Source organism: Nocardioides ginsengisegetis, from assembly GCF_014138045.1.
Classification (GTDB): Bacteria; Actinomycetota; Actinomycetes; order Propionibacteriales; family Nocardioidaceae; genus Nocardioides; species Nocardioides ginsengisegetis.
In genome coordinates this window covers 448,451-467,623 of record NZ_JACGXA010000001.1, presented here as the reverse complement: position 1 = coordinate 467,623, position 19,173 = coordinate 448,451, and the positions used below count along the sequence as shown (strand labels likewise).

Annotated in this window: 22 protein-coding genes and 1 tRNA gene; 5 read left to right on the top strand and 18 right to left on the bottom strand. The window is 70.2% G+C overall.

Annotated features, from left to right (window positions below):
- The first annotated feature begins 64 nt into the window (after positions 1-64).
- On the top strand, positions 65-484 hold the full coding sequence (locus FB382_RS02295; protein ID WP_182536436.1) for a pilus assembly protein CpaE: 420 nt from the start codon (positions 65-67) through the stop codon (positions 482-484).
- Here FB382_RS02295 and FB382_RS02290 read toward each other — a convergent pair.
- On the bottom strand, positions 473-826 hold the full coding sequence (locus tag FB382_RS02290) for an MmcQ/YjbR family DNA-binding protein (protein WP_343055455.1): 354 nt from the start codon (positions 824-826) through the stop codon (positions 473-475). The two genes, FB382_RS02295 and FB382_RS02290, sit on opposite strands and share 12 nt — an antisense overlap.
- Before the next feature lie 59 nt (positions 827-885).
- Here FB382_RS02290 and FB382_RS02285 point away from each other — a divergent pair, with 59 nt between their 5' ends.
- A complete protein-coding gene (locus FB382_RS02285; RefSeq protein ID WP_182536434.1) occupies positions 886-1,437 on the top strand; it encodes a GNAT family N-acetyltransferase in 552 nt (183 codons plus the stop codon).
- A gap of 50 nt (positions 1,438-1,487) precedes the next feature.
- Positions 1,488-2,849, top strand: a complete 1,362-nt coding sequence (locus tag FB382_RS02280; protein ID WP_182536432.1) for an MFS transporter — start codon at positions 1,488-1,490, stop codon at positions 2,847-2,849.
- Positions 2,850-2,859: 10 nt separating this feature from the next.
- Here FB382_RS02280 and FB382_RS02275 read toward each other — a convergent pair whose 3' ends face one another.
- From FB382_RS02275 to FB382_RS02260, 4 genes are all read right to left on the bottom strand, one after another.
- Positions 2,860-3,381, bottom strand: a complete 522-nt coding sequence (locus FB382_RS02275; protein WP_182536430.1) for a cupin domain-containing protein — start codon at positions 3,379-3,381, stop codon at positions 2,860-2,862.
- 55 nt (positions 3,382-3,436) lie between these two features.
- Positions 3,437-4,459, bottom strand: a complete 1,023-nt coding sequence (locus FB382_RS02270; RefSeq protein WP_182536428.1) for a serine hydrolase domain-containing protein — start codon at positions 4,457-4,459, stop codon at positions 3,437-3,439.
- A 33-nt stretch (positions 4,460-4,492) separates the two neighbouring features.
- Entirely contained in the window at positions 4,493-4,660 is a 168-nt protein-coding gene (locus tag FB382_RS02265; RefSeq protein WP_182536426.1) for a hypothetical protein, read from the bottom strand.
- 264 nt (positions 4,661-4,924) lie between these two features.
- A complete protein-coding gene (locus FB382_RS02260; protein WP_182536424.1) occupies positions 4,925-5,365 on the bottom strand; it encodes a VOC family protein in 441 nt (146 codons plus the stop codon).
- 30 nt (positions 5,366-5,395) lie between these two features.
- On the opposite strand from FB382_RS02260, the gene FB382_RS02255 reads away from it, so the two are divergent.
- On the top strand, positions 5,396-6,511 hold the full coding sequence (locus tag FB382_RS02255; protein WP_182536422.1) for a DNA glycosylase AlkZ-like family protein: 1,116 nt from the start codon (positions 5,396-5,398) through the stop codon (positions 6,509-6,511).
- Between the two features lie 23 nt (positions 6,512-6,534).
- On the opposite strand, the gene FB382_RS02250 is transcribed toward FB382_RS02255, so the two are convergent.
- The 8 genes from FB382_RS02250 to FB382_RS02215 form a co-directional block, all read right to left on the bottom strand.
- Positions 6,535-6,608 (bottom strand) — tRNA-Gly (locus FB382_RS02250).
- A gap of 75 nt (positions 6,609-6,683) precedes the next feature.
- The gene (locus FB382_RS02245; RefSeq protein WP_182536420.1) at positions 6,684-6,887 is read right to left on the bottom strand and encodes a hypothetical protein; all 204 of its coding nucleotides are present in this window, start codon (positions 6,885-6,887) and stop codon (positions 6,684-6,686) included.
- Between the two features lie 52 nt (positions 6,888-6,939).
- The gene (locus FB382_RS02240) at positions 6,940-7,173 is read right to left on the bottom strand and encodes a DUF3099 domain-containing protein (protein WP_125039053.1); all 234 of its coding nucleotides are present in this window, start codon (positions 7,171-7,173) and stop codon (positions 6,940-6,942) included.
- Between the two features lie 208 nt (positions 7,174-7,381).
- The gene (locus FB382_RS02235) at positions 7,382-8,209 is read right to left on the bottom strand and encodes a GIY-YIG nuclease family protein (RefSeq protein ID WP_182536418.1); all 828 of its coding nucleotides are present in this window, start codon (positions 8,207-8,209) and stop codon (positions 7,382-7,384) included.
- A 137-nt stretch (positions 8,210-8,346) separates the two neighbouring features.
- The gene (locus tag FB382_RS02230; protein WP_182536416.1) at positions 8,347-8,748 is read right to left on the bottom strand and encodes a PPOX class F420-dependent oxidoreductase; all 402 of its coding nucleotides are present in this window, start codon (positions 8,746-8,748) and stop codon (positions 8,347-8,349) included.
- Positions 8,749-8,773: 25 nt separating this feature from the next.
- A complete protein-coding gene (locus tag FB382_RS02225) occupies positions 8,774-9,148 on the bottom strand; it encodes a PH domain-containing protein (RefSeq protein ID WP_182536414.1) in 375 nt (124 codons plus the stop codon).
- A 165-nt stretch (positions 9,149-9,313) separates the two neighbouring features.
- Entirely contained in the window at positions 9,314-11,032 is a 1,719-nt protein-coding gene (locus FB382_RS02220; protein WP_182536412.1) for a DEAD/DEAH box helicase, read from the bottom strand.
- Between the two features lie 78 nt (positions 11,033-11,110).
- The gene (locus FB382_RS02215; RefSeq protein ID WP_182536410.1) at positions 11,111-11,500 is read right to left on the bottom strand and encodes a hypothetical protein; all 390 of its coding nucleotides are present in this window, start codon (positions 11,498-11,500) and stop codon (positions 11,111-11,113) included.
- Positions 11,501-11,847: 347 nt separating this feature from the next.
- On the opposite strand from FB382_RS02215, the gene FB382_RS02210 reads away from it, so the two are divergent.
- The gene (locus FB382_RS02210; RefSeq protein WP_182536407.1) at positions 11,848-12,567 is read left to right on the top strand and encodes an FxLYD domain-containing protein; all 720 of its coding nucleotides are present in this window, start codon (positions 11,848-11,850) and stop codon (positions 12,565-12,567) included.
- 310 nt (positions 12,568-12,877) lie between these two features.
- Here the strand turns inward: FB382_RS02210 and FB382_RS02205 are convergent, their stop codons facing one another.
- From FB382_RS02205 to FB382_RS02185, 5 genes are read right to left on the bottom strand one after another with little or no spacing between them, the layout of a single operon-like run.
- Positions 12,878-13,720, bottom strand: coding sequence for a PaaX family transcriptional regulator (locus tag FB382_RS02205; RefSeq protein WP_343055454.1), 843 nt, complete (start codon positions 13,718-13,720; stop codon positions 12,878-12,880).
- Complete coding sequence (locus tag FB382_RS02200; protein ID WP_182536405.1) at positions 13,717-16,104, bottom strand: bifunctional salicylyl-CoA 5-hydroxylase/oxidoreductase; 2,388 nt, start codon at positions 16,102-16,104, stop codon at positions 13,717-13,719. The genes FB382_RS02205 and FB382_RS02200 overlap by 4 nt, the downstream gene beginning before the upstream one ends.
- Positions 16,101-17,759 (bottom strand): AMP-binding protein, encoded by a 1,659-nt coding sequence (locus FB382_RS02195; protein ID WP_182536403.1) that lies wholly within the window; start codon positions 17,757-17,759, stop codon positions 16,101-16,103. The genes FB382_RS02200 and FB382_RS02195 overlap by 4 nt, the downstream gene beginning before the upstream one ends.
- The gene (locus FB382_RS02190; protein WP_343055453.1) at positions 17,756-18,676 is read right to left on the bottom strand and encodes an acyl-CoA thioesterase; all 921 of its coding nucleotides are present in this window, start codon (positions 18,674-18,676) and stop codon (positions 17,756-17,758) included. The genes FB382_RS02195 and FB382_RS02190 overlap by 4 nt, the downstream gene beginning before the upstream one ends.
- Positions 18,673-19,158, bottom strand: a complete 486-nt coding sequence (locus FB382_RS02185) for a cupin domain-containing protein (protein WP_182536401.1) — start codon at positions 19,156-19,158, stop codon at positions 18,673-18,675. The genes FB382_RS02190 and FB382_RS02185 overlap by 4 nt, the downstream gene beginning before the upstream one ends.
- Between the last annotated feature and the right edge of the window lie 15 nt (positions 19,159-19,173).

The following is a 19,173-nucleotide window of genomic DNA, read 5'->3' as shown; positions in this document are numbered from 1 at the left end:
GCCGAACCAGGTGCCAAACCGTTCAATTGCGCGATCACGACCGGCACCCGCGCACACTGGACGCATGATGACCCGCGAGCTCGCGCTGGCCCTCAGGGACGCCGGCGTGGAGTGGGCGCCCGCGAAGGGTGACCGCTTCGTCGTCTTCGACCGCGACTTCGACACCGACGTCTTCGTTGTCAGCGACATGGTCATCGAGGTGCTCGACGTCCCGCAGGGCCGGCAGGTGCTCGCCTTCAACGGCACGACCGAGTGGGCGCTGGACAGCTTCGAGGCCGAGGTCGCGGTCTGGGTGCCGCGCGAGGACCAGTTGCGCGACCTGCTGGGCGAGGCGTTCGTGTCGCTCGAGAGGCTCGACGGTGCGGCCGACGGCTTCGCCGTGACCGTACGCCGCGGTGCCGGCCTCGAGCGCCACGTCGACGTCGACGCGGAGTCGGCGTACGCCCGAGCGGTGCTGGCCGTGCTCGACGGCTCAGCGCGGTAGCCGGTCGGCCCGCTCCTCGACGAGCGCCGCCGGCGCGGTCAGCCGCCACGCCTCGAAGGTGAGCTCGGCCAGCTCGTCGCGCTCGACCCCCTCGAGGTGGACCACGACCCACCCGAAGCCGGCGGTGGTGAACTGCACCTCGAACGTCTCGGGCCGCTCGGCCACCAGCGCCAGCTGCTCGGCGATCGTCTGCTTGAGGCCGATGGTCCGGGTCGGCTCCCAGACGTAGCCGAAGGTCCTGCTCCCGATGCCCAGCCGCCAGTAGCGGCCGTTGTCCTCGCGCGTCGCCCCGGGCAGCTGGTCGAGCAGGGCGAAGGCGTCCTGGAGGGTGCACCCGGTCACCGGGCCATCCTCGCACCGGCTCCGGGAATCCGGTTGCCGCGGCTGCCACCATGGGCCGCATGGCGCTGCCCACCCCCACCCTGCAGACCGACCGCCTCCGGCTGCGTCCCTTCGAGGACGGCGACGCGGGCGACCTGTGGGCGCTGCACAGCGACGCCCACGTGCTGCGCTACTGGGACTCCCCGCCGTGGACCGAGCCCGCCCGGGCCGAGAGGTTTCTCGCAGCGTGCCGGCAGATGGCGGACGACGATGCCGGGGCGCGGCTGGCCGTGGAGCGCGTCGCCGACGGGGTGTTCCTCGGGTGGTGCAGCCTCAACCGCTGGAACCCCGACCACCGCAGCGCGTCGCTCGGCTACTGCTACGGCGAGGCCGCGTGGGGCCATGGCTACGCGACGGAGGCCGCGGGCGCCCTGCTCGACTGGGCCTTCGCGACGCTCGACCTCAACCGCGTCCAGGCCGAGACCGACACCCGCAACCTCGGCTCGGCGCGGGTGCTGGAGAAGCTCGGGTTCCTGCGCGAGGGCACCCTCCGCGAGGACTGCGTCGTCGACGGCGACGTCTCCGACTCGTGGGTCCACGGGCTGCTGCGCCGGGAGTGGCGGGCTTCCTGATCCGGAAACTCGGGCGACAAGCCACCCCACTTTCCGGACAATTGCACCCGATGTTCACCGCACTCCTCCGCCACGCGCGCCCGCCGTCCCCGCTCGCCGGGCGACTCTCCGCCCAGTCCCTCCTCTTCGCCCTCGGCGAGGGCACGTTCATGACCGGATCGGCGGTGTTCTTCACCCAGATCGTCGGGCTGAGCGCCGCCCAGGTCGGCCTCGGCCTCACCATCGCCGGCATCGCCTCGTTCCTCGCGGCCCTGCCGATGGGCAAGCTCGTCGACCGGTTCGGGCCCAAGAAGATGTGGGCCGTCAGCGCCACCGGCCAGGCGGCGATGTTCTCGGTGTGGCCCTTCATCCACGACTTCCACGGGTACGTCGCGATGGCGGTCGGCATGGAGGTCATCGGCGCCCTGGGCGGGGCCGCGTTCGGCACCTACACGATCGACGTGCTGCCGCCCGACGAGCGGGTGAAGTCGCGGGCCTACATGTACTCCGCGCTCAACGTGGGCTTCACCTTCGGATCGACGGTCGGCGGCGTCGCGCTGGCCTTCCACTCCAACAACGTGCTGCACATGCTGCCGTGGTTCACCACCCTCGCGTTCCTGGTGAACGCCCTCGCGATCACCCGGCTGCCGCGGGCCACGCACGACGACCGCACCGCCGACGAGCGCAAGGTGAAGGTCCCCGGGCCGGGGCCGCTGCGCAACCCCGGCTGGCTGCTGACGGAGTTCTTCACCGGGGTCTTCTGGACCAACCAGGTGCTGCTCAACGTCGTCATCCCGCTGTGGCTCGTGCAGGAGACCGATGCCCCACGCGTGCTGCTGGCCTTCCTCTTCGGCACCAACACGGTGATGTGCATCTTCCTGCCGATGGCGGCCGCCCGCGGGGTCAAGGACCTGCGAACCGCGCTCAAGGCCGTGCGGATCTCCTCGTCCTTCTTCGTGCTGTCCTGCCTGATCACGCTGGCCACCCACGACACCGTCGGCCTGCTCACGATCGCCCTGGTCTGGCTGGGTCACGTGACCGTGACCGGTGCCGAGCTCTACCTCTCGGCGGCCAGCTGGACGTTCGAGGCCGAGCTGATGGACCCGCGCCAGCGCGGCGCCTACCAGGGTGCGGCCGGTCTGAGCGCCACCCTCGGCAAGGTGTGGGCGCCCGCCGTCTACACGTTCCTCGCGATCAACTGGGGCGCCGCCGGATGGCTGGTCATCGCCGGGGTCATCGCGCTGGCCACGATCGGGGTGCACCCCTCGACCCGCATGGCGCGACGCTTCCTCGAGAAGCACGTCCCCGCCGACGTGCTGGCCGACGCCCGTGCGTCGTCGCCGGAGGCCGAGGAGGGGCTGGCCGTCGGGCCGCCGTCGCTCATCGACACCGACGCGCCGGTCCCGGACCACGAGCCCGACCCGGTCCACTGACCGGCAGGCGTCAGGAGCCGGGGATCAGCCGGCTGACGCCGACCAGCACGCGGAAGGCCGCGCGCTGGAGCGGCACGGGCGGGCCGGCGAGGTAGAGGTCGTGGGCCAGCCCCAGCCGAGCGCTGGTCGTCAGCGGGGGCATGCCCTTGGCGTTCATCCGGCCCTCGCGGGCCAGGCGGAAGAAGTCGTCGAAGAACTGCTCGATGCCGGCGCCGGGCGTGAAGGTCAGCCGGACCCGCGCCCCGGCACCGCCGTACGGCGCCCACGAGTGCGGCGACCCGGGAGGCACGACGACGCTCTCCCCCGGCCCGCTGACCGTCTCGACGCCCGCGCAGCGCAGCAGGATGCGGCCCTCGACGACCTCGAACTTCTCCTCCTGCGAGCGGTGGATGTGCTCCGCGGCCAGGAACGCGGCCGGGCTCAGCTCGAGGTCCATCTCGGCGAGTGCGCCGCCGGTCTGCTCGCTCGTGCGCACGAAGGTGATGCGCTCGCCGGACACCGGATTCTCGATCGCGTCGCCCGCCCTCACCATCCGGCGAAAGTAGCAGCGCGTCGGGGCCTGACTGTCGATCGCGGAAACCCCGGGGTCAGCTGCCGAACCAGTCCCGGAGCACCCGCACGATCGGCCAGGCGCCGTCGGTCCAGTTGGAGATGACCGTCCAGGTCACCGACGACGCGGGGTCGTGCAGGCTCGCGAACGACACGCCCGCGTCGTACCCCTCGAGCCAGACCTGGTCGCCCGTCGCGTGCAGGTGGAAGCCGAGGCCGTAGCGCCGGTGGTCGCGCGAGCTCACGTAGGACAGGTCCGGCCAGTGGCTGCGCGGTCGCACCATCTCGGCGAGGGTTTGCGGAGAGACGATCCGGCCGGCGACGAGGGCCGTCCAGAAGCCGCGGAGGTCGGTGACCGTCGAGTAGATGCCGCCGTCGCCGCTCCCGCGCACCGGCAGGTGGAGCCCGTTGGTGCGCAGGCCGTCGACCGAGAGGTAGCCCCGGGCGGCGCGTCCGGGCAGCTCGTCGGAGCGGAGGAACGCGGTGTCCACCATGCCCGCGGGCTCGCAGACGAGGGTCCGCACCAGGTCGGGGAACTCAACGCCCGACGCCCTCTCGGCGAGCAGCGCGAGCAGGACGTAGCCCGCGTCGTTGTAGGCGAACCGCGCGCCTGCCGGGAACACGGTCGGGTGCCCCTCCAGCACCGCGACGTACTGCTCGGTCGTCGCGAGCTCGTGCACCGGCACCGGCATGAGGTGGTCGCTGAGGTCGGCGCCGTCCTCGTCGAGGTAGTCGCCGATCCCGGACCGGTGCGCCAGCAGGTGCTCGACCGTCACGTCGTCGGCCACCAGCGGCAGGTCGTCGCCGAGCAGCGAGCGGGCGGTGGTGTCGAGCCCGAGCGTCCCGCGCTCGACCAGGCTCATCACCACCAGCGCCGTCAGGCCCTTGGTGCCGCTGGCGATCCCGAACTGGGTGTCCACCGTGTTGCGCACCCCGTGGGCGCGGTCCGCGAATCCGTACGCCGCGCAGAGCTCCGTCTCGTGCGCGCGGTCCACGCGGACCACCCCGGAGAACCAGCCGTCCTCCGCCGCCCTGTCCACCTCGTCGTGGAGCGACTGCATGGCGTTGACGTTACCCACAGGGCAGGCGGCGCCTCAGGCGTGATGGCCCCGCTGGCGGTTGCGGAAGGCCACGATCGCGACCAGGGCGATCCCCACCGTGATCGTGGCGATCCAGAAACCGGGCGCACCGACGTCGGCGATGAGCAGGAAGGCGCCCGCGAGCATCAGGACGACGGCGATTAATGTCAGTGTCTCGTTCACGGCGAACACCTCCGGAGGACTTCGTTCCTACCCCTTCAGGTTGCGGGGCGGCGTCGCTGGTGACCAGATGCTTTGGTCCCGGAACCGCGAACACCGCCACGATCCGTGACTAGGTTCGCGGGATGGATGACGGGACCCAGCCGGACGAGAAGCAGATGCGCGCGTCCTTCCCGGCCGTCTGAGGCCCGGCGGCCCGGCCCGATCGGCAGGATCGTGGAGTCTGCGGCGTACCGGGTGCGCCGCAGACTCCACGATGACGGCACCTCAGCCGATGCGCTCGGCCAGCGACACGATGATGCCCTCGGGGCCGCGGACGTAGGCCATCCGCCAGGTGTTCTCGTACTCACCGATGCCGCCGACCAGGCCGTAGCCGTCGGCGGCCAGTTTCTCGACGGTCGCGGGGAGGTCGTCGACCTCGAACGAGACGTTGCGGATGCCCAGCTCGGTGGCCATGGCGTCGGGCGAGCCGGGCTGGTGGTCGGGACGGACGAAGGTGGCGAGCTCGATCCAGGTCCCGCCGCCGGGCGCCTGCAGCCCGACGATCTCGGTCCGTGAATCCGGGATGCCGCACACCGTGTCGAGGAACTCGCCCTCGACGAACATCCTCCCGGTGACCTCGAGCCCCAGCCCGACGAAGAACTCCGTCACCAGGTCGAGGTCGGCGACGGTGATGCCGACGTGGTCGAAGCGCTTGATGACTCCCATGGGCCCCATCCTCGGTGCGAGGCTGCGCAGATGAGCGCATCGACACAGGCCTCGATCACGTGGGCGCAGGCGCTGGCCTGGCGGCTGGAGCGGCACCTGCTGGATCCCGTCGGCGACGGGTCCGTCGCCGACGTCGTACGTCGTCTCGGTGCGGTGCTCTCGATGGACGACGCGCTGGCCGAGCTGGCGGTCCGCACCCGCCAGAAGGAGTCGGAGCCGGGCGAGTTGGCGGCGGCCCTCGTCAGTGGGGAGGTGATCCAGGCCTTCTCGTTCCGCGGGTCGATGCACTACCTCTCCCCCGAGGACGGCGGCCTCTACCTCGCCCTGCGGTCGGCCGGCCGGCAGTGGGAGCTGCGGAGCTGGGTGGAGTACTACCGCCTCGGCCCCGCCGACTGGCCCGACTTCCGCGCCGCCGTGCGCGCGGCGCTGGACGACGGGCCGCTGACCGTCCCCGAGCTCGGCCAGGTGCTGGCGACGAACCCGGCGTACGCGCACCTGGCGCCGGTGTTCGAGGAGGGCGCGGGCACCCTGGTCAAGCCGCTGTGCTGGCAGGGGGACGTGAGCCTGGGCCCCCGCCGCGACGGGCAGCGCACGCTCCAGCGCCTCGACGCCAACCCGCGCTGGCAGGGCGTCCCCGAGCTCGACGACGCGGGTCCGCGGGCCGTGCTGGCGTACTTCCGGACCTACGGTCCGGCGACGACCGACAACCTCCACCACTGGCTGGGCGAGGGGCTGAGCGCGGGACGCAAGCGCCTCACGACCTGGTTCGCCGGGCTCGGCGACCGGCTGGTCGCGGTCGACGTCGAGGGCACGACGGCGTACGTCGCGCGCGAGGACGTCGACAGCCTGCTGGCCGCGACTCCCTCGGAGGCCGTGCGCTTCCTCCCCGGCCACGACCAGTGGCTGATGGGCCCGGGCACCAAGGACGTGCACGTCACCCCGCCGTCACGACGGGACCTGATGACCCGCAAGGCCAACCCGGTCGTCGTCGGGGGCGTCGTGTGCGGGACGTGGGCACGGACCGGCGACGACCTCACGGTCACCTGGCTCGACGAACGAGCACTCCCCCGCGAGGCCGTCGAGCGGGAGGCCGACCGGCTGGGAGCGATCCTAGGGAGGGAGCTGCAGCTCCGCCTGACGACGTAGGCGCTGCGAGGCTCTGCAAGAAGTGGAGCGGACGCGAGGATTTGAACCTCGACCCCTTCCCTGGAAGGGAAGCGTGCTGCAACTACACCACGTCCGCGTGGGCCAGCCTCTGACGACGCTGACGCGTCCGAAGTATGCCCCACCCGCAGGACCCGCCGAGCGGCGGCCCGGATCAGTGTCGCTTCTGGATCAGTGCGACATAGGCCAACGCCACACCGAGACCGGCGACGATCGGACCGAACGAGTGGGCGGCGCCCGTGCCCGCGAAGGTCCAGATCGCTCCGAGGACGATCATCGCCAGCGCGACCAGTGACCACAGGATCTTGATCGCGACGTTCGAGCTGCCGTAGCGGTCGCCCAGATCTGGCTTGTTCATCGCGGCAACGCTAGCCCAGTCAGCCAGGTCAAGCGCCGTCGACCGCTCGTCGTCAGCGGTCCTCGCCCCAGTTGGCGACGATCACGGCGATCGGTGGGAGCACGGCAGCGACGACCGACATGGCCACGGCTGCCGTGGTCGACCACAGCCGGACCAGGTTCCACGCGAGCACGATCAGCACCAGGCAGGTGCCCATCAGGGTGAAGTACCACCGTCGGCGGCGGCGCAGCCGCTCGCTCTGCGGTCGGCGCACCCCGGCGGCCGTGATGCGTTGGCGTCGTCTCATCGCCTCCACCTTGCCACTCTGGTCGTCAGGAACGCTCGACCCAACGAGCTCGCCATCGGGAGATCGCCCGGACCTGGTTTCGGGGCGTTCGGCGCAGGACACTTGAGGTGGTCGGACGGAGGGAGCTGCGGATCCAGCACTCCGTGTCCGCCTGAGGGCCGCGGCGGACCGACGCGGGTCGCACGATCGGCCCGTCGTGGGCAGTCAGTCAGTTCTTGTTGTGTCCCAGCGATCGCGCATGGAGCACGTCCTTCCAGTACGACTCGCGCTCGAGGACGTGGTCGTCGTCGGTGCGCATCGACCAGTACTCCAGGAGTGCGAACCGCATGTTGGTCCGGTAGTACTCATCGCCCTTCTCCTCGAGCAGTGCCTTCAGCCCGACGTTCCCGCCGTGCAGCGTGGAGGCGTACGTCGCCCACCGTTGCCAGATGCCGGTGTCGCCGTACGCCGAGCCGACGTACCGCTGCCCGGTCTCCCTGTCGTGGATGACGTAGACGCCCTTCATGCTCTCCAACGCGATCCGCCAGTCGGCCCGGGCCTGACTCACCACAGCCTGGAGATCGGCGAGGCTGTGGTTGATCCGATCGTGCCCCGGGAACGGGTCACCGGCGAACGGCTCCTCGAGGATCGACGCCACTGTCATGGTGGGCAGCACGGACTCCATCGTCCGGCGAATGTTCCGACCGGACCTCTTGTGGCGGATCCACAGGCGGCGGACGAACGGGCCCATCAGGTCCTCACGCAGCGCCACGGTGTACGCGCGAGCGTGCGGCGTGGGCCTGCGCTCCAGCACCTCCCAGATCCCACCGAAGAGCCACAGCGTCGCGTCATGCTTGTCCTGGGCCACCGAGAAGATGAACTCGCGATTGAAGTCGTCCTTCACACTCCGCCAGGAGTTCCACCCCTGCCACTCCTCCTGGTTGCTCGCCAGGACGTCGATCGGGTGCTTGACCTGGTTCCAGACGGCGAAGTGCACCTTGTGCTGCTTCGGCTCGAAGCCCTCGGGGAGCAGCGCGGTCAGCGGGATGGCCTCCATGAGGCGACCGTAGCGGGGTGCAGCTCTGCGCCAAGGCTGACGTGGTTCGGGCTGCCGTGGCGGCCGCCCAGATCTGGCTTGTCCATCGCCTCAACGCTGGCGAAGCCAGCGAGGTTCACCCAATCACCTGGCCCCACCTAGGGCTTCCGGATACGGATCCCGATCGATGCCTCGGATCCCCGGAGCCGGCTGAACAGACCGCCGATCGTGCCCATGACCCGATACTTCCGGTTGACGATTCGGCGCACGCGGGGAGTGTCGGCGTGCTCGAGCACCTCCGCCAGGCCGGCGACCAGCGGGGCGCCGTCCTTCACACGGCCGCGCACGTCGCACGGCTGAAGGCTGACCGCTGGGTTGTTGCGGATGCGCTTGACCTTGAATGCCGTCGCGTCGGAGATGAAGTAGAGGTCGTCGCCATCGGGAGCGATCCACACCGGTGTCGAGACCGGCGTGCCGTCCTTGCGAAAGCTCGTGAACGAGACGTACGACGCGCGTCCGACCTCCACCCATGACTGGGGATCCGGGCTCTCGGCCTCCATCAGCTTGTTCCTTGAGCAGCAAGCGCTACTGCAACACGGCCCACGCGATGAGCTTGTCGAGGCGCCGGATGTCGAGCTTCTTGTGAAGCTTGACCTTGATGTGCCCGGCCCGAGTCCACAGCTCGAGCTCGGCATCGCGATCCAGCATGCCGCCGGCGTTCTCTGAGGACCACATGTTGATCGCGCTGTAGGGCAGCGAATAGATCTCCACCTTCTTGCCCGTCATACCTTGTGCGTCGCGGACGATGAGGCGCTTGGTCGTAAAGACGGCGCTGTCACGAAATGTCTTGAAGGCCGCCACCGCCTTTTCGCCCTCGACGAGCAAGTCGTTGACGTCACCGGGGACTGGAATCTCTTCGACCAGCGTCCAAGCCGTGATCGTGCTGACACTCGTGTCCACGTGCAAACAACTCCTCGTGCCCGAGAATGGGATACGAAGAACGTATCCGAACTGAGTGCACCTGTCTTCATGTACTCATCCGTGCAGCGGGTGCGCAGCTCGCCCGCCAACTGCGTGAGGTCTCCACACTGCTGGTGAGGGCTTCGTCAGTCGAGCCCGGCCCAGTCAGCCCTCGGTCAGGCTAGTGGCGGGGAGCCAGTCGGCTCCGAGGAGCTGGGCCAGGTCGACGAGACCGGTGGTGTCGCCGCCCACGGTGTCGGATGCCGCGGCGATCCGCTCCACCATCACCTTGCCGACCTGCTCCTCGACGGTGCCCTCGGCGTACGCGATGTGCCACGGCGAGACCTGGTGGTCGCGGTGGGTGCGGCCGGTCACCTGCCGTCCGGCGATGCCCGAGAAGCGGGCCTGGTGAAAGACACCGACCCGCGGCTCCGTGCTCGCCCGGCGGCCGTCGGCGAGGGTCTCGCCGGCGTGCAGGCTGATCGAGGCGACGGTGGTGAAGACGCAGACCTTCGCCTGCCCGGTCTGGAATCGGAGCCGCTCGGCCTCCGGGTCGAAACGGTCGCGGCCGTAGATCGTGGCGACGTCGATGCCGGAGTCGCGCAGCCGGTCGGCGATCGGGTCGGCGGCGGTCGTGACGAACTCGACCGAGCACGCCACCTGTCGCTCGGCCTCGACCTGCTGGGCGATCCAGGCGACCGTCGAGTCGACGCGGATCAGCCCGGCCTTCTGCCGGAAGCGCAGCAGCGCGGCCCGCCCCTTCGCCACGTTGCGGCCGCGCCGGGCGATGTCCATCTCGCGACAGAACTCTCCCCATTCGGCCTCGTACGCCGTGCGCTCAGCCGGCGTGAGCGCCACGGGCATGCCGGAGATCGGCACCGGCCCCCACGGCGCGGCCCGGTGCAGCATCGCCGGGGGCCGCTCCTCGTCGAGCCAGCCGCGCACGAGCTTGAGGTCCGCGGCGCGCCGTGCCGGATCGGTGGTCCACGTCGCGCCGTACCGTCCCTGCTCCACCCCGACGCCGTGGCGCTCGAGCGCGCTGGCGAACGCCTGCCCGGGCTGCGTCGCCGAGGTCCACTCCTTCATCGACTCGCCCAGCACCTGCGCATAGGCCGGAGCAAGGTACGGCAGCTCAAGCGGCGTGTGCCCGGGCGTCGCGGTGGTCGCGATGACGAACGGCGCCTTGTCGTGCGGCCGCCCGTGTCCCGAGATCCGCGCCCAGAGCTTCCACCGCTTCGTCGTCGTACGACGCAGGGCATGAGCCTCGTCCGCGATGATCACGTCCCACGCGTGGTCCTTGACCTTCTCCAGCCGGTCCCACGTGATCACGACCCACTCCAGGCCGCCATCCCCCAGGGCCGTGATGGTGCGGCACCAGTGGCCGATCGTGATCGCGGCGGGCCGGTCGGCCACGACGAGCACCCGTCGCGCAGCGCGGAGGTCACCCACCGCCGTCGCCCCGAGGACCGCGGCGATCGTCTTGCCCACGCCGGGCTCGTCGGCGAGCAGGAACTGCCGTCCACCCGCCGCGGCGCGCGCCGCGATCGCATCGGCCGCTTCGAACTGGATCCTCCGGGGCTCGAGCGCGTCGGTCGGCTCGGGGCTGGGCGTCGGATCGTCGGGATTGAGGGTGTTCTCGATGAACCGACCGAGCGTGTAGGGCCCTGGAGCGTAGGGCGCGAGGTGCGCGGGCAGGACGCGCCCGACGTAGAGGTGGGTCTTGACGGCAGGGTGCCATGTGGCGCCGTCGACCTGCGTCCCGTAGGGGACGTCGAGCACCCACAGCCGCTCGCCCGGCCCCGCGTACGGCAGCGGCCGCTGTCGCGTCCCGCTCCGGCGCGCTGACGCGCTGCGTCGACGAGCACTGGCTGCGCGACTGGGCATCCCCGGACGCTATCGGGGTATCCGAGTCGAGGAGACCCGGCTCGCCCACGTCCGTTGCGCGGCGAAGGCGCTGATTGATCAGACGGTCGCGGGCGGGGTCTCTGGGGTCGACGGCACGAAGGCCGACGTCTGGTTGACCACCCCGGCGGCCTGCTGGCGCACAGCCCAAGCGTTGTTGAGGGCCTGGGTGCCGCGCTTCATCCGCTTCTTCGCACCGATGAAGGGCCAGCCGTTGAGCAGGAAGCAGAGGATGGGCGACTCGCGGTGGCCAGACCCAGCGGCGGCGAGGGCGTTGTTCATGCGGTCCACCACGCCGTAGTTGGCGAACGGAGAGAAGAACCAGGCAAACATGAACCCAGCGCCACCAGCACCGAGCAGCCGGTTCGTCTCCGCAATCCACTTGGCGCGGGCAATGCCGAGCGTAAAGACGGTGACGAGGGTGCCAGGGAAGTCCTTCAGATGCGTCATGCGGTCGAAGGTAGGGCGAGGCCGAGGCGACTGTCCGACGAACGATGAATGTGTGTATCGCTGTCTAGGCCCGCCGCGTCAGGTCACGAAACGTCCGCTCGTCAGCAGAGTGGTGCTGCTCAATTACGCCGAATGGCGGCGGAATGCTTCGTCTACCGGTGCGGCGGAATGGGGCAGTTCAGCGGGTCCCGATTCGTGCAGCAGACCCTCGGTCCGATCGGTCGGCGTAAGGAGTCGAGCATCGACGAGTGCGCTGCGGGCCTTGGCGTCACATGCGCACCGTTGCGGCGCCGCCTGGCTTCTTCAATCGCGATCGCAGTGTCAGTGGCGCACGTTAGCCTGCGCCCATGCGCCTCCGCCTTCTCGCTTGCCTTGTCGTTGTCGTCTCGCTGTTCGGTGCGTGCGCCAGCAGTAACGACGAGCCCACCTCGCAGTCTCCTGCTGGTAGCGACGGCGGCGAGCAGAACGCGTCGTCGGGTGAAGAAGACGACTCGTCGCCGGCGGTGGAGATCCTGGACTCCGGTTTCGGCCAGTCGGACATCACCGCCGAGGCGATGGTCATCGTGACGACCGACAGCGAAGCAGCACTTGGTGAATCAGTCACCGTGTCGGTCAACTTCCTTGACGCGAAGGGCCAGATCCTCCAGACGGAGGAGCAGATCGAGAGTTTCAACTGGGTCGGGCAGGAGCTCGCGCTCCCGGTCACGCCGTACGACATCAACCCCAAGCAGAAGATCGCCAGCATCGAACCGTCGGTGTCCTTGAGCGACTACGGAATGTCGCAGGAGCCGAAGGCCCCGCTCCCCGTGCTGGACGCGACCGAGGTCAAGAAGGGTGAGTACGGCGGTTACACGGCGTCGTTCGCGTTCACGAACGAGACGGACACCGATCTTCGGAACCTGCGCGTCGGCGTGGTCTGCTATGACGCGAGCCAGAAGATCATCGGCGGCACATCGACCTACCCCGAGCTGGCGCCGGCTGGCAAGACCATCCGGATCGACGCGGACCCGACTGTCTCGGCCAAGCCTGCGACGTGCAAGGCGTTCGTGAACTACGACGTCAGCTGAGCCGCGAGGACCAGTGCGGGTTCGCTACTCCCGGGGTTTCAGGACCCGCAGAGTGAGCGATGTGGTCGCCGGGGTCGCGACACCTGACCCGGGTAGTTGAAGAGCAGCTAGTGGCCGCCAGGTCTGTGGGGCGTGAGCTTCATCCGCGGCCGCAGTGCGGCGAACTGACGCGGTTGCGTCGTGCGCCGCCATCGCCTTACAAGGGCGTCCGAAGGGCCGACCCGCGAGGTCAGCTCGCGACGCCGGAGGCCGAGGCCTCCTCGGCCGCCTCGGCCGCCTCGGAACGAGACGAGGGGACGAACGGTGACCCTCACTCGGGCGTGGTCCCGAGAGCCGGCCAGTGGGTGCGGGCATGGACCAGGGCGGGCCGCTCCAACGTCGAGACGAGCCTCTCGAACACCGCAGTCGCCTGGGGGCCGTGCCAGCTCGATGCCAGGACCTCGGCGGGAAGTCCGGGGTCCATGTAGGGCAGCTTGCGCCACTGGTCCAGCGCCTGGAGGTAGGTGACGAAGGCGGATGCCTGGTCGGGCTGCCTGCGCTCGGCGGCGGCGACGCCCGGTTCGTACGTCGCGACGAACTCGCGATACGCCTCATCGATCGCCGCCAGGTCCCAGCTGCCGTAGAGGAGCGCGGTGAGGTCCTGGGTGCCGTGGTAGGCGCCGACGAAGACGGCGGTGTAGGCCTCCAGGCCGAGCTCGGCGACCGCGCGTTCGGCGGCAGCACGCATCCGGGCGGGCGCGATCCACAGCGCGGTGCCGACGTTGCCGAAGCCGAGCGACGACAGGTGGGCGCGAAGCTGTTGACGCTTTGCCCGCATGGTCTCCGGCACGCCGAAGTGGACGATGCACCAGCCGTCGGCGAGGTCGGCCGGGGTGCGTGCATGCCAGATCACCTCGTCCCCGGCGGCCAGCGTGTCGAGAGCGGCGGTGGTGAGGGCGTAGCCGCGGGCGCCGTCGCGCGCCTCGGACGCCAACCAGCCCTTGCCCTTGAGCCGGTGCACCGCGGTGCGGACGGCAGGCGCGTCGAGCCCGGCCTGGGTGAGCAGCTCGACGGTGCCGGCGATCGGCATCCACGACCCCAGCGGCCGCACCACCGCTCCCAGGAAGGTGATCACGGTGGAGCGGGACTGGCGGTTGGGCTGGGTGGCACTCACGTCCGCACCGTGCCCTCCGGGGTCCAACGGAGGTGCACCCGGTTGTCCTCGCCCTCGCGGAGCAGCTGGAGCCGCGGCGGGATCTTGTCGGTGCGCGAGGTGGGCGGGCGCCGGCGACCCGCGGCCCACATGTCCGGCCAGTCCGCGCCGGGGCCGGCGTACTCCTGCTCGGCGGCGGCGTGCAGCGCCCAGTTCGGGTCGTAGAGGTGAGCGCGTCCCAGCGCGCACAGGTCGGCGCGCCCGGCGAGCAGGATCGAGTTGACATCGTCGTAGCTCGAGATCGCGCCGACCGCGATCACCTTCACCCCGGCGGGGGCTGCGACCCGGTGGCGGATCTTGTCGGCGAACGGGGTCTGGTAGGACCGCCCGAAGGCGGGCTTCTCGTCCTTGCTGACCTGGCCCGTGGAGACGTCGATCGCGGCGGCACCGTGCTCGATGAAGGCGCGCGCGATCTCGATCCCGTCCTCGTCGGTGTTGCCGTCCGGCATCCAGTCGGTCGCCGAGATGCGGACGGTGACCGGCACGTGGCCGGGCACGGCCGCCCGGACGGCGTCGAAGACCTCGAGCGGGAAGCGAAGCCGGTTCTCCAGTGAGCCGCCGTAGTCGTCGGTGCGCTGGTTCGAGACGGGCGAGAGGAACGAGCTCAGCAGGTAGCCGTGCGCGGCGTGCAGCTCGATGAGGTCGAAGCCGGCCTGCACCGCACGCTCCGCCGAGGCGACGAAGTCGGTGAGGACGGCATCGAGATCGGCGCGGGTGGCCTCGCGCGGCACGTGGCAGCCGGCACCGTAGGCGATCGGCGACGGCGCGATGACCTCCCAGTTGCCCTCGTCCAGGGGCTCGTCCATGCCCTCCCACATGAGCTTCGTCGAGCCCTTGCGGCCGGAGTGGCCGAGCTGCATCCCGATGCGCGCGGTCGTTCGCTCGTGGACGAACGCGGCGACCCGGCTCCACGCGTCGCGCTGCGCGTCGTTCCAGATCCCGGGGCAGCCGGGACTGATCCGGCCCTCGGGGGACACACACGTCATCTCCGTCATCACCAGGCCGGCGCCGCCGAGTGCCTTCGAACCGAGGTGCACCAGGTGGAAGTCGTCGGGCATCCCGTCGGTGGCGGAGTACATGTCCATCGGCGAGAGGATGACGCGGTTCTTCAGCTCGAGATCGCCGATGCTCACCGGCTGGAACATCGCCGGTGCTCCGTCCTCGCCGTGCTGGCTGCGCGCGAACTCCGCCTCCATCCGCGCCGCGAAGTCGGCGTCGCGCTCCCGGAGGTTCTCGAAGGTGATCCGTCGGGACCGGGTGAGCAGGTTGAACACGAACTGCGCGGGGGCCTGGTCGGCGTACATCCCGATGTTCTCGAACCACTCCATGGACGCCTGGGCAGCGCGCTGGGTCGACTCCACGACCGGCTTGCGCTCGGTCTGGTAGGCCTCCAGCGCCGCCTCCAGCGTCGGGTGCTCGTGCAGGCAGGCGGCGAGGGCGAGGGAGTCCTCCATGGCGAGCTTGGTGCCGGAGCCGATGGAGAAGTGGGCGGTGTGCGCAGCGTCGCCGAGCAGCACCACGTTGCCGTCGTGCCAGCTCTCGTTGCGCACGGTGTGGAAGTTGAGCCACTTGGAGTTGTTGGTGAGGATCTCGTGGCCCTGCAGCTCGTCGGCGAAGATCGCGGCGATCCGCTCGACGGCGTACTCGTCGGACGTGCCGGGCGGGAAGGTCTCGGACTCCGTGCGGTCGAGTCCTGCGCGACGCCACACGTCCTCGTGCATCTCGACGATGAAGGTCGAGCCCGACTCGGAGAACGGGTAGCCGTGGATCTGCATGGTGCCCCACTCCGTCTGCACGACGTTGAACTGGAACGCCTCGAAGACCAGGTCGGTGCCGAACCAGATGTACTTGTTGTGCCGCCGGTCGAGCGAGGGCCGGAACCGGTCGGCGTACTTGGTGCGGATCTGGGAGTTGAGCCCGTCGGACGCGAGCACCAGGTCGTACGACGACCGCAGCTCGTCGGGGTCGGGAGTCTCGGTGCGGTAGTGGACGGTCACCCCGAGCTCGGCGACCCGCTCCTGGAGGATCTGGAGCAGCTCCTTGCGCGACATCGCCGCGAAGCCCTGGCCGCCGACGGTGAAGGACTGCGTGTCGCCCGCCCTGTCGGTCACGGCGACGTCGATGTCTGTCCACCGCGCGAAGCGCTTCTCCATCCGCTCGTGCACGACTCGATCGGCGCCTTCGATGCTGCCGAGCGTCTCGTCGGAGAACACGACGCCGAAGCCGAAGGTGTCGTCAGGGGCGTTGCGCTCCCACACGGTGATGTCGTGCGCGAAGTCGAGCGTCTTCATCAGCGTCGCGAAGTAGAGGCCTCCGGGTCCGCCACCGGCGATGGCGATCTTCATGCCGACCCCTCCGGTCCCTCGGACTGGGCCATCTGGCGCAGCTTGAAGTGCTGGAGCTTCCCGCTGGTGTTGCGCGGCATCGCGTCGAGGAAGCGCACGTCGCGGGGGTACTTGTAGGGGGCCAGCCGGCCCTTGACGTGGTCCTGGAGCTCGGTGACCTTGCCGGCGTCCCCCTCGACGCCCTCGCGCAGCACGACGAAGGCGCAGACGATCGCCCCGCGCTCCTCGTGGGGGGCCGCGACGACCCCGACCTCGACGACGTCGGGGTGGGTGGCGAGCGCCTCCTCGACCTCCGGGCCACTGATGTTGTAGCCCGATGAGACGATCATGTTGTCGGTGCGCGAACGGTAGAAGTAGTAGCCGTCGGCGTCGCGGACGAAGGTGTCACCGGTGACGTTCCACCCGTTGACGACGTAGCCGCGCTGGCGCTCGTCGTCGAGGTAGCGGCACCCGACCGGACCGATGACGCCGAGCCGGCCCTCCTGTCCGTCGCCGAGCTCGTGGCCATCGAGGTCGAGAATCGCGGCACGGTAGCCGGCGACCGGCCTTCCGGTGGCGCCGGGGCGGATGTCGTCACCGGCGGCCGAGATGAAGATGTGGAGCATCTCGGTGGCGCCGATCCCGTCGATCACCTTCAGGCCGATCTCCTGCTCGATCCGCTCCCACGTCGCCTGTGCCATGTGCTCGCCGGCCGACACCGCGACCCGCAGGCCGCTGAGCTTCTCGATGCGGCCCGAGGCGAGGATCTGCTTGTACGCCGTCGGCGCGGTGGCCAGCGCGGTGACGCCGTGCTCGGCGACCAGGTCGGCGAGCTGTGCCGGCGTGGCCGACTCGGTGAGGAGCGCGCACGCCCCCGCCCGGAGCGTGAAGACCACGAGCATCCCGAGCCCGAAGGTGAAGGCGAGCGGGGCGGTGCAGGCGACGAGGTCGTCGGGCTCGAGCCTGAGCACGGCGCGGCCGAAGGTGTTGTCGATCGAGAGCACGTCGCGGTGGAAGTGCGTCGTGATCTTCGGGACGCCAGTCGTGCCGGAGGTCGGGCCGAAGAGGGCCACGTCGTCGGCGGCCGTGTCGACGGCGTCGAAGTCGCCGGGGTGGCCCTCGAGGCGACGGGTGAGGTCGTCCTCGTCGTCGCCTCCGTAGGCGACGACGACCAGGTCGGGTGCGACGCTGTCGCGCACCGTGTGCACGTCGTCGACGAAGCGGTGGTCGACCAGCGCCAAGGCCGGCCGGGTCTTCTGCACGATGGGAGCCAGCTCGGTCGCGCGGAGCGCGGCCATGGTGGTGACGACGATGCCGCCGGCCTTGAGGACACCCAGCCAGGCGGCGACGGTCCACGGGTTGTTGGGAGAGCGGAGCAGGACGCGGTTCCCGCTGACCAGACCGAGGTCGTCGACCAGCACGTGGGCGATCTGGTTGGTGCGGGTCAGCAGCTGGCTGTAGGTCCAGACCTCTCCGTCGGGCGTGCGCAGGGCCGGCCGATCGGGTCCGTGCCTGGCGATGACCGCATCGAGGAGCTCGGCGCCGGCGTTGAGGCGGTCGGGGTAGTGCAACCAGTCGGTGGTGAACTCCAGCGTCGGCCACTGGTCGGCCGGCGGCAGGTGGTCGCGCGCGAAGGTGTCGGCGTAGCCCGATGGGCCCAGGTTCGGCGCGCTCATCGGCCACTCCCGGCGCGCAGCATGCCCTCCTGGACGACGGTCGCGACGAGGGTGCCGCCGGTGTCGAAGAAGCGGCCGACGGCGGAGCCGCGGCCGTCCTCGACCGACATCGCCTCCTGCGCGTAGAGCAGCCAGTCACCCATCGACACCGGCCGGTGGAACCACATGGCGTGGTCGAGGCTGGCGGTCACGAGCCCCTCGTCGGCCCAGGCGAGTCCGAGGACCCGCAGGGCGGGCTCGAGGATCGTGTAGTCGCAGACGTAGGCGAGGGCGGCCGTGTCGCGCTGGGCCTCGGTGAGCCCCTCGACCGGGCGCAGGGCGTCGTACGGCTTCACCCAGATCGCCTGGTGGGGCGACTGCCCGCCCTCGACGGTGAGGTAGACCGGCCCGGGGACGTGGCGCATGTCGAAGCTGCGCCCGCTCGACCAGTAGGTCTTCGACGCCCCGGTCATCGTGCCGCCGGTGCGGCCCTCGAGGCAGGCGGCCGAGGTCGGCAGCTCGTCCGGGCCCGGCAGGTCGGCGGGGGCGGTCGCCTGGAAGCTGCCGCTCGGCTCGCCGGCGGCGAAGCTCGCCAGGCAGACGTAGACCGGCTTGCCGTTCTGGAAGCCGCGGACCTGGCGGGTGCTGTAGCCGCGGCCGTCGCGCAGCAGCTCGACCTCGTAGCGGACCTCGGCGCCGATGTCGACGGGCCGCATGAAGTAGGAGTGCATCGAGTGCATGGACTTGCCGTCGGTCACGGTGAGCGAGGCGGCGACGAGCGCCTGGGCGACCATGTCGCCGCCGTAGGCCTTGGGCCACGGGCAGGGCTGGGTGGTGGCCGTGAACGCGCGGTCGAAGACCTCCGCCTCGCACTCGCGCAGCGCGACGGCGTCGGTGAAGGTCCGCGAGGTCGGCGCCGTGGTGGACCTGGCGCTCACGGGCGGTCCGCCCAGTCGGGCAGGTCGGCGTCGTCGACCTGCGGCAGGTTGACGACGATGTTCTCCGGCGTCCGGGCGGTCATCCAGGTGAGCGGGTTGTTGCGATCGAGGTTGCACTCCACGTGGGGCATGAACGGCGGGACGAAGACCCAGTCGCCCTCCGACATGTCGAGGTAGTCCTCGAAGCGCTCGCCGAAGTAGATCCGCGCCCGGCCGGAGAGCACGAAGCCACCGGTCTCGGCCTCGCCGTGGTGGTGCGGGACCGAGCGGTAGCCGGCCAGGTTGCGCACCTGGCCGAACCACAGCTTCGTCGCCGGCGTGTGCTGGATGCTGACGCCGCTGACGCGGGTGGCGCCCTCGCTCTGCCCGGTGAGGTCGGGCTCCTGGCCGGCGCGGGTGACGAACGGGACGACGAGCCCCGACTCGTTGGCGTACATCGAGGCGTCGCCTTCGAGCACGTAGTTGTCGAGGTTGGGATCCATGGGAGTCCTGTTCTG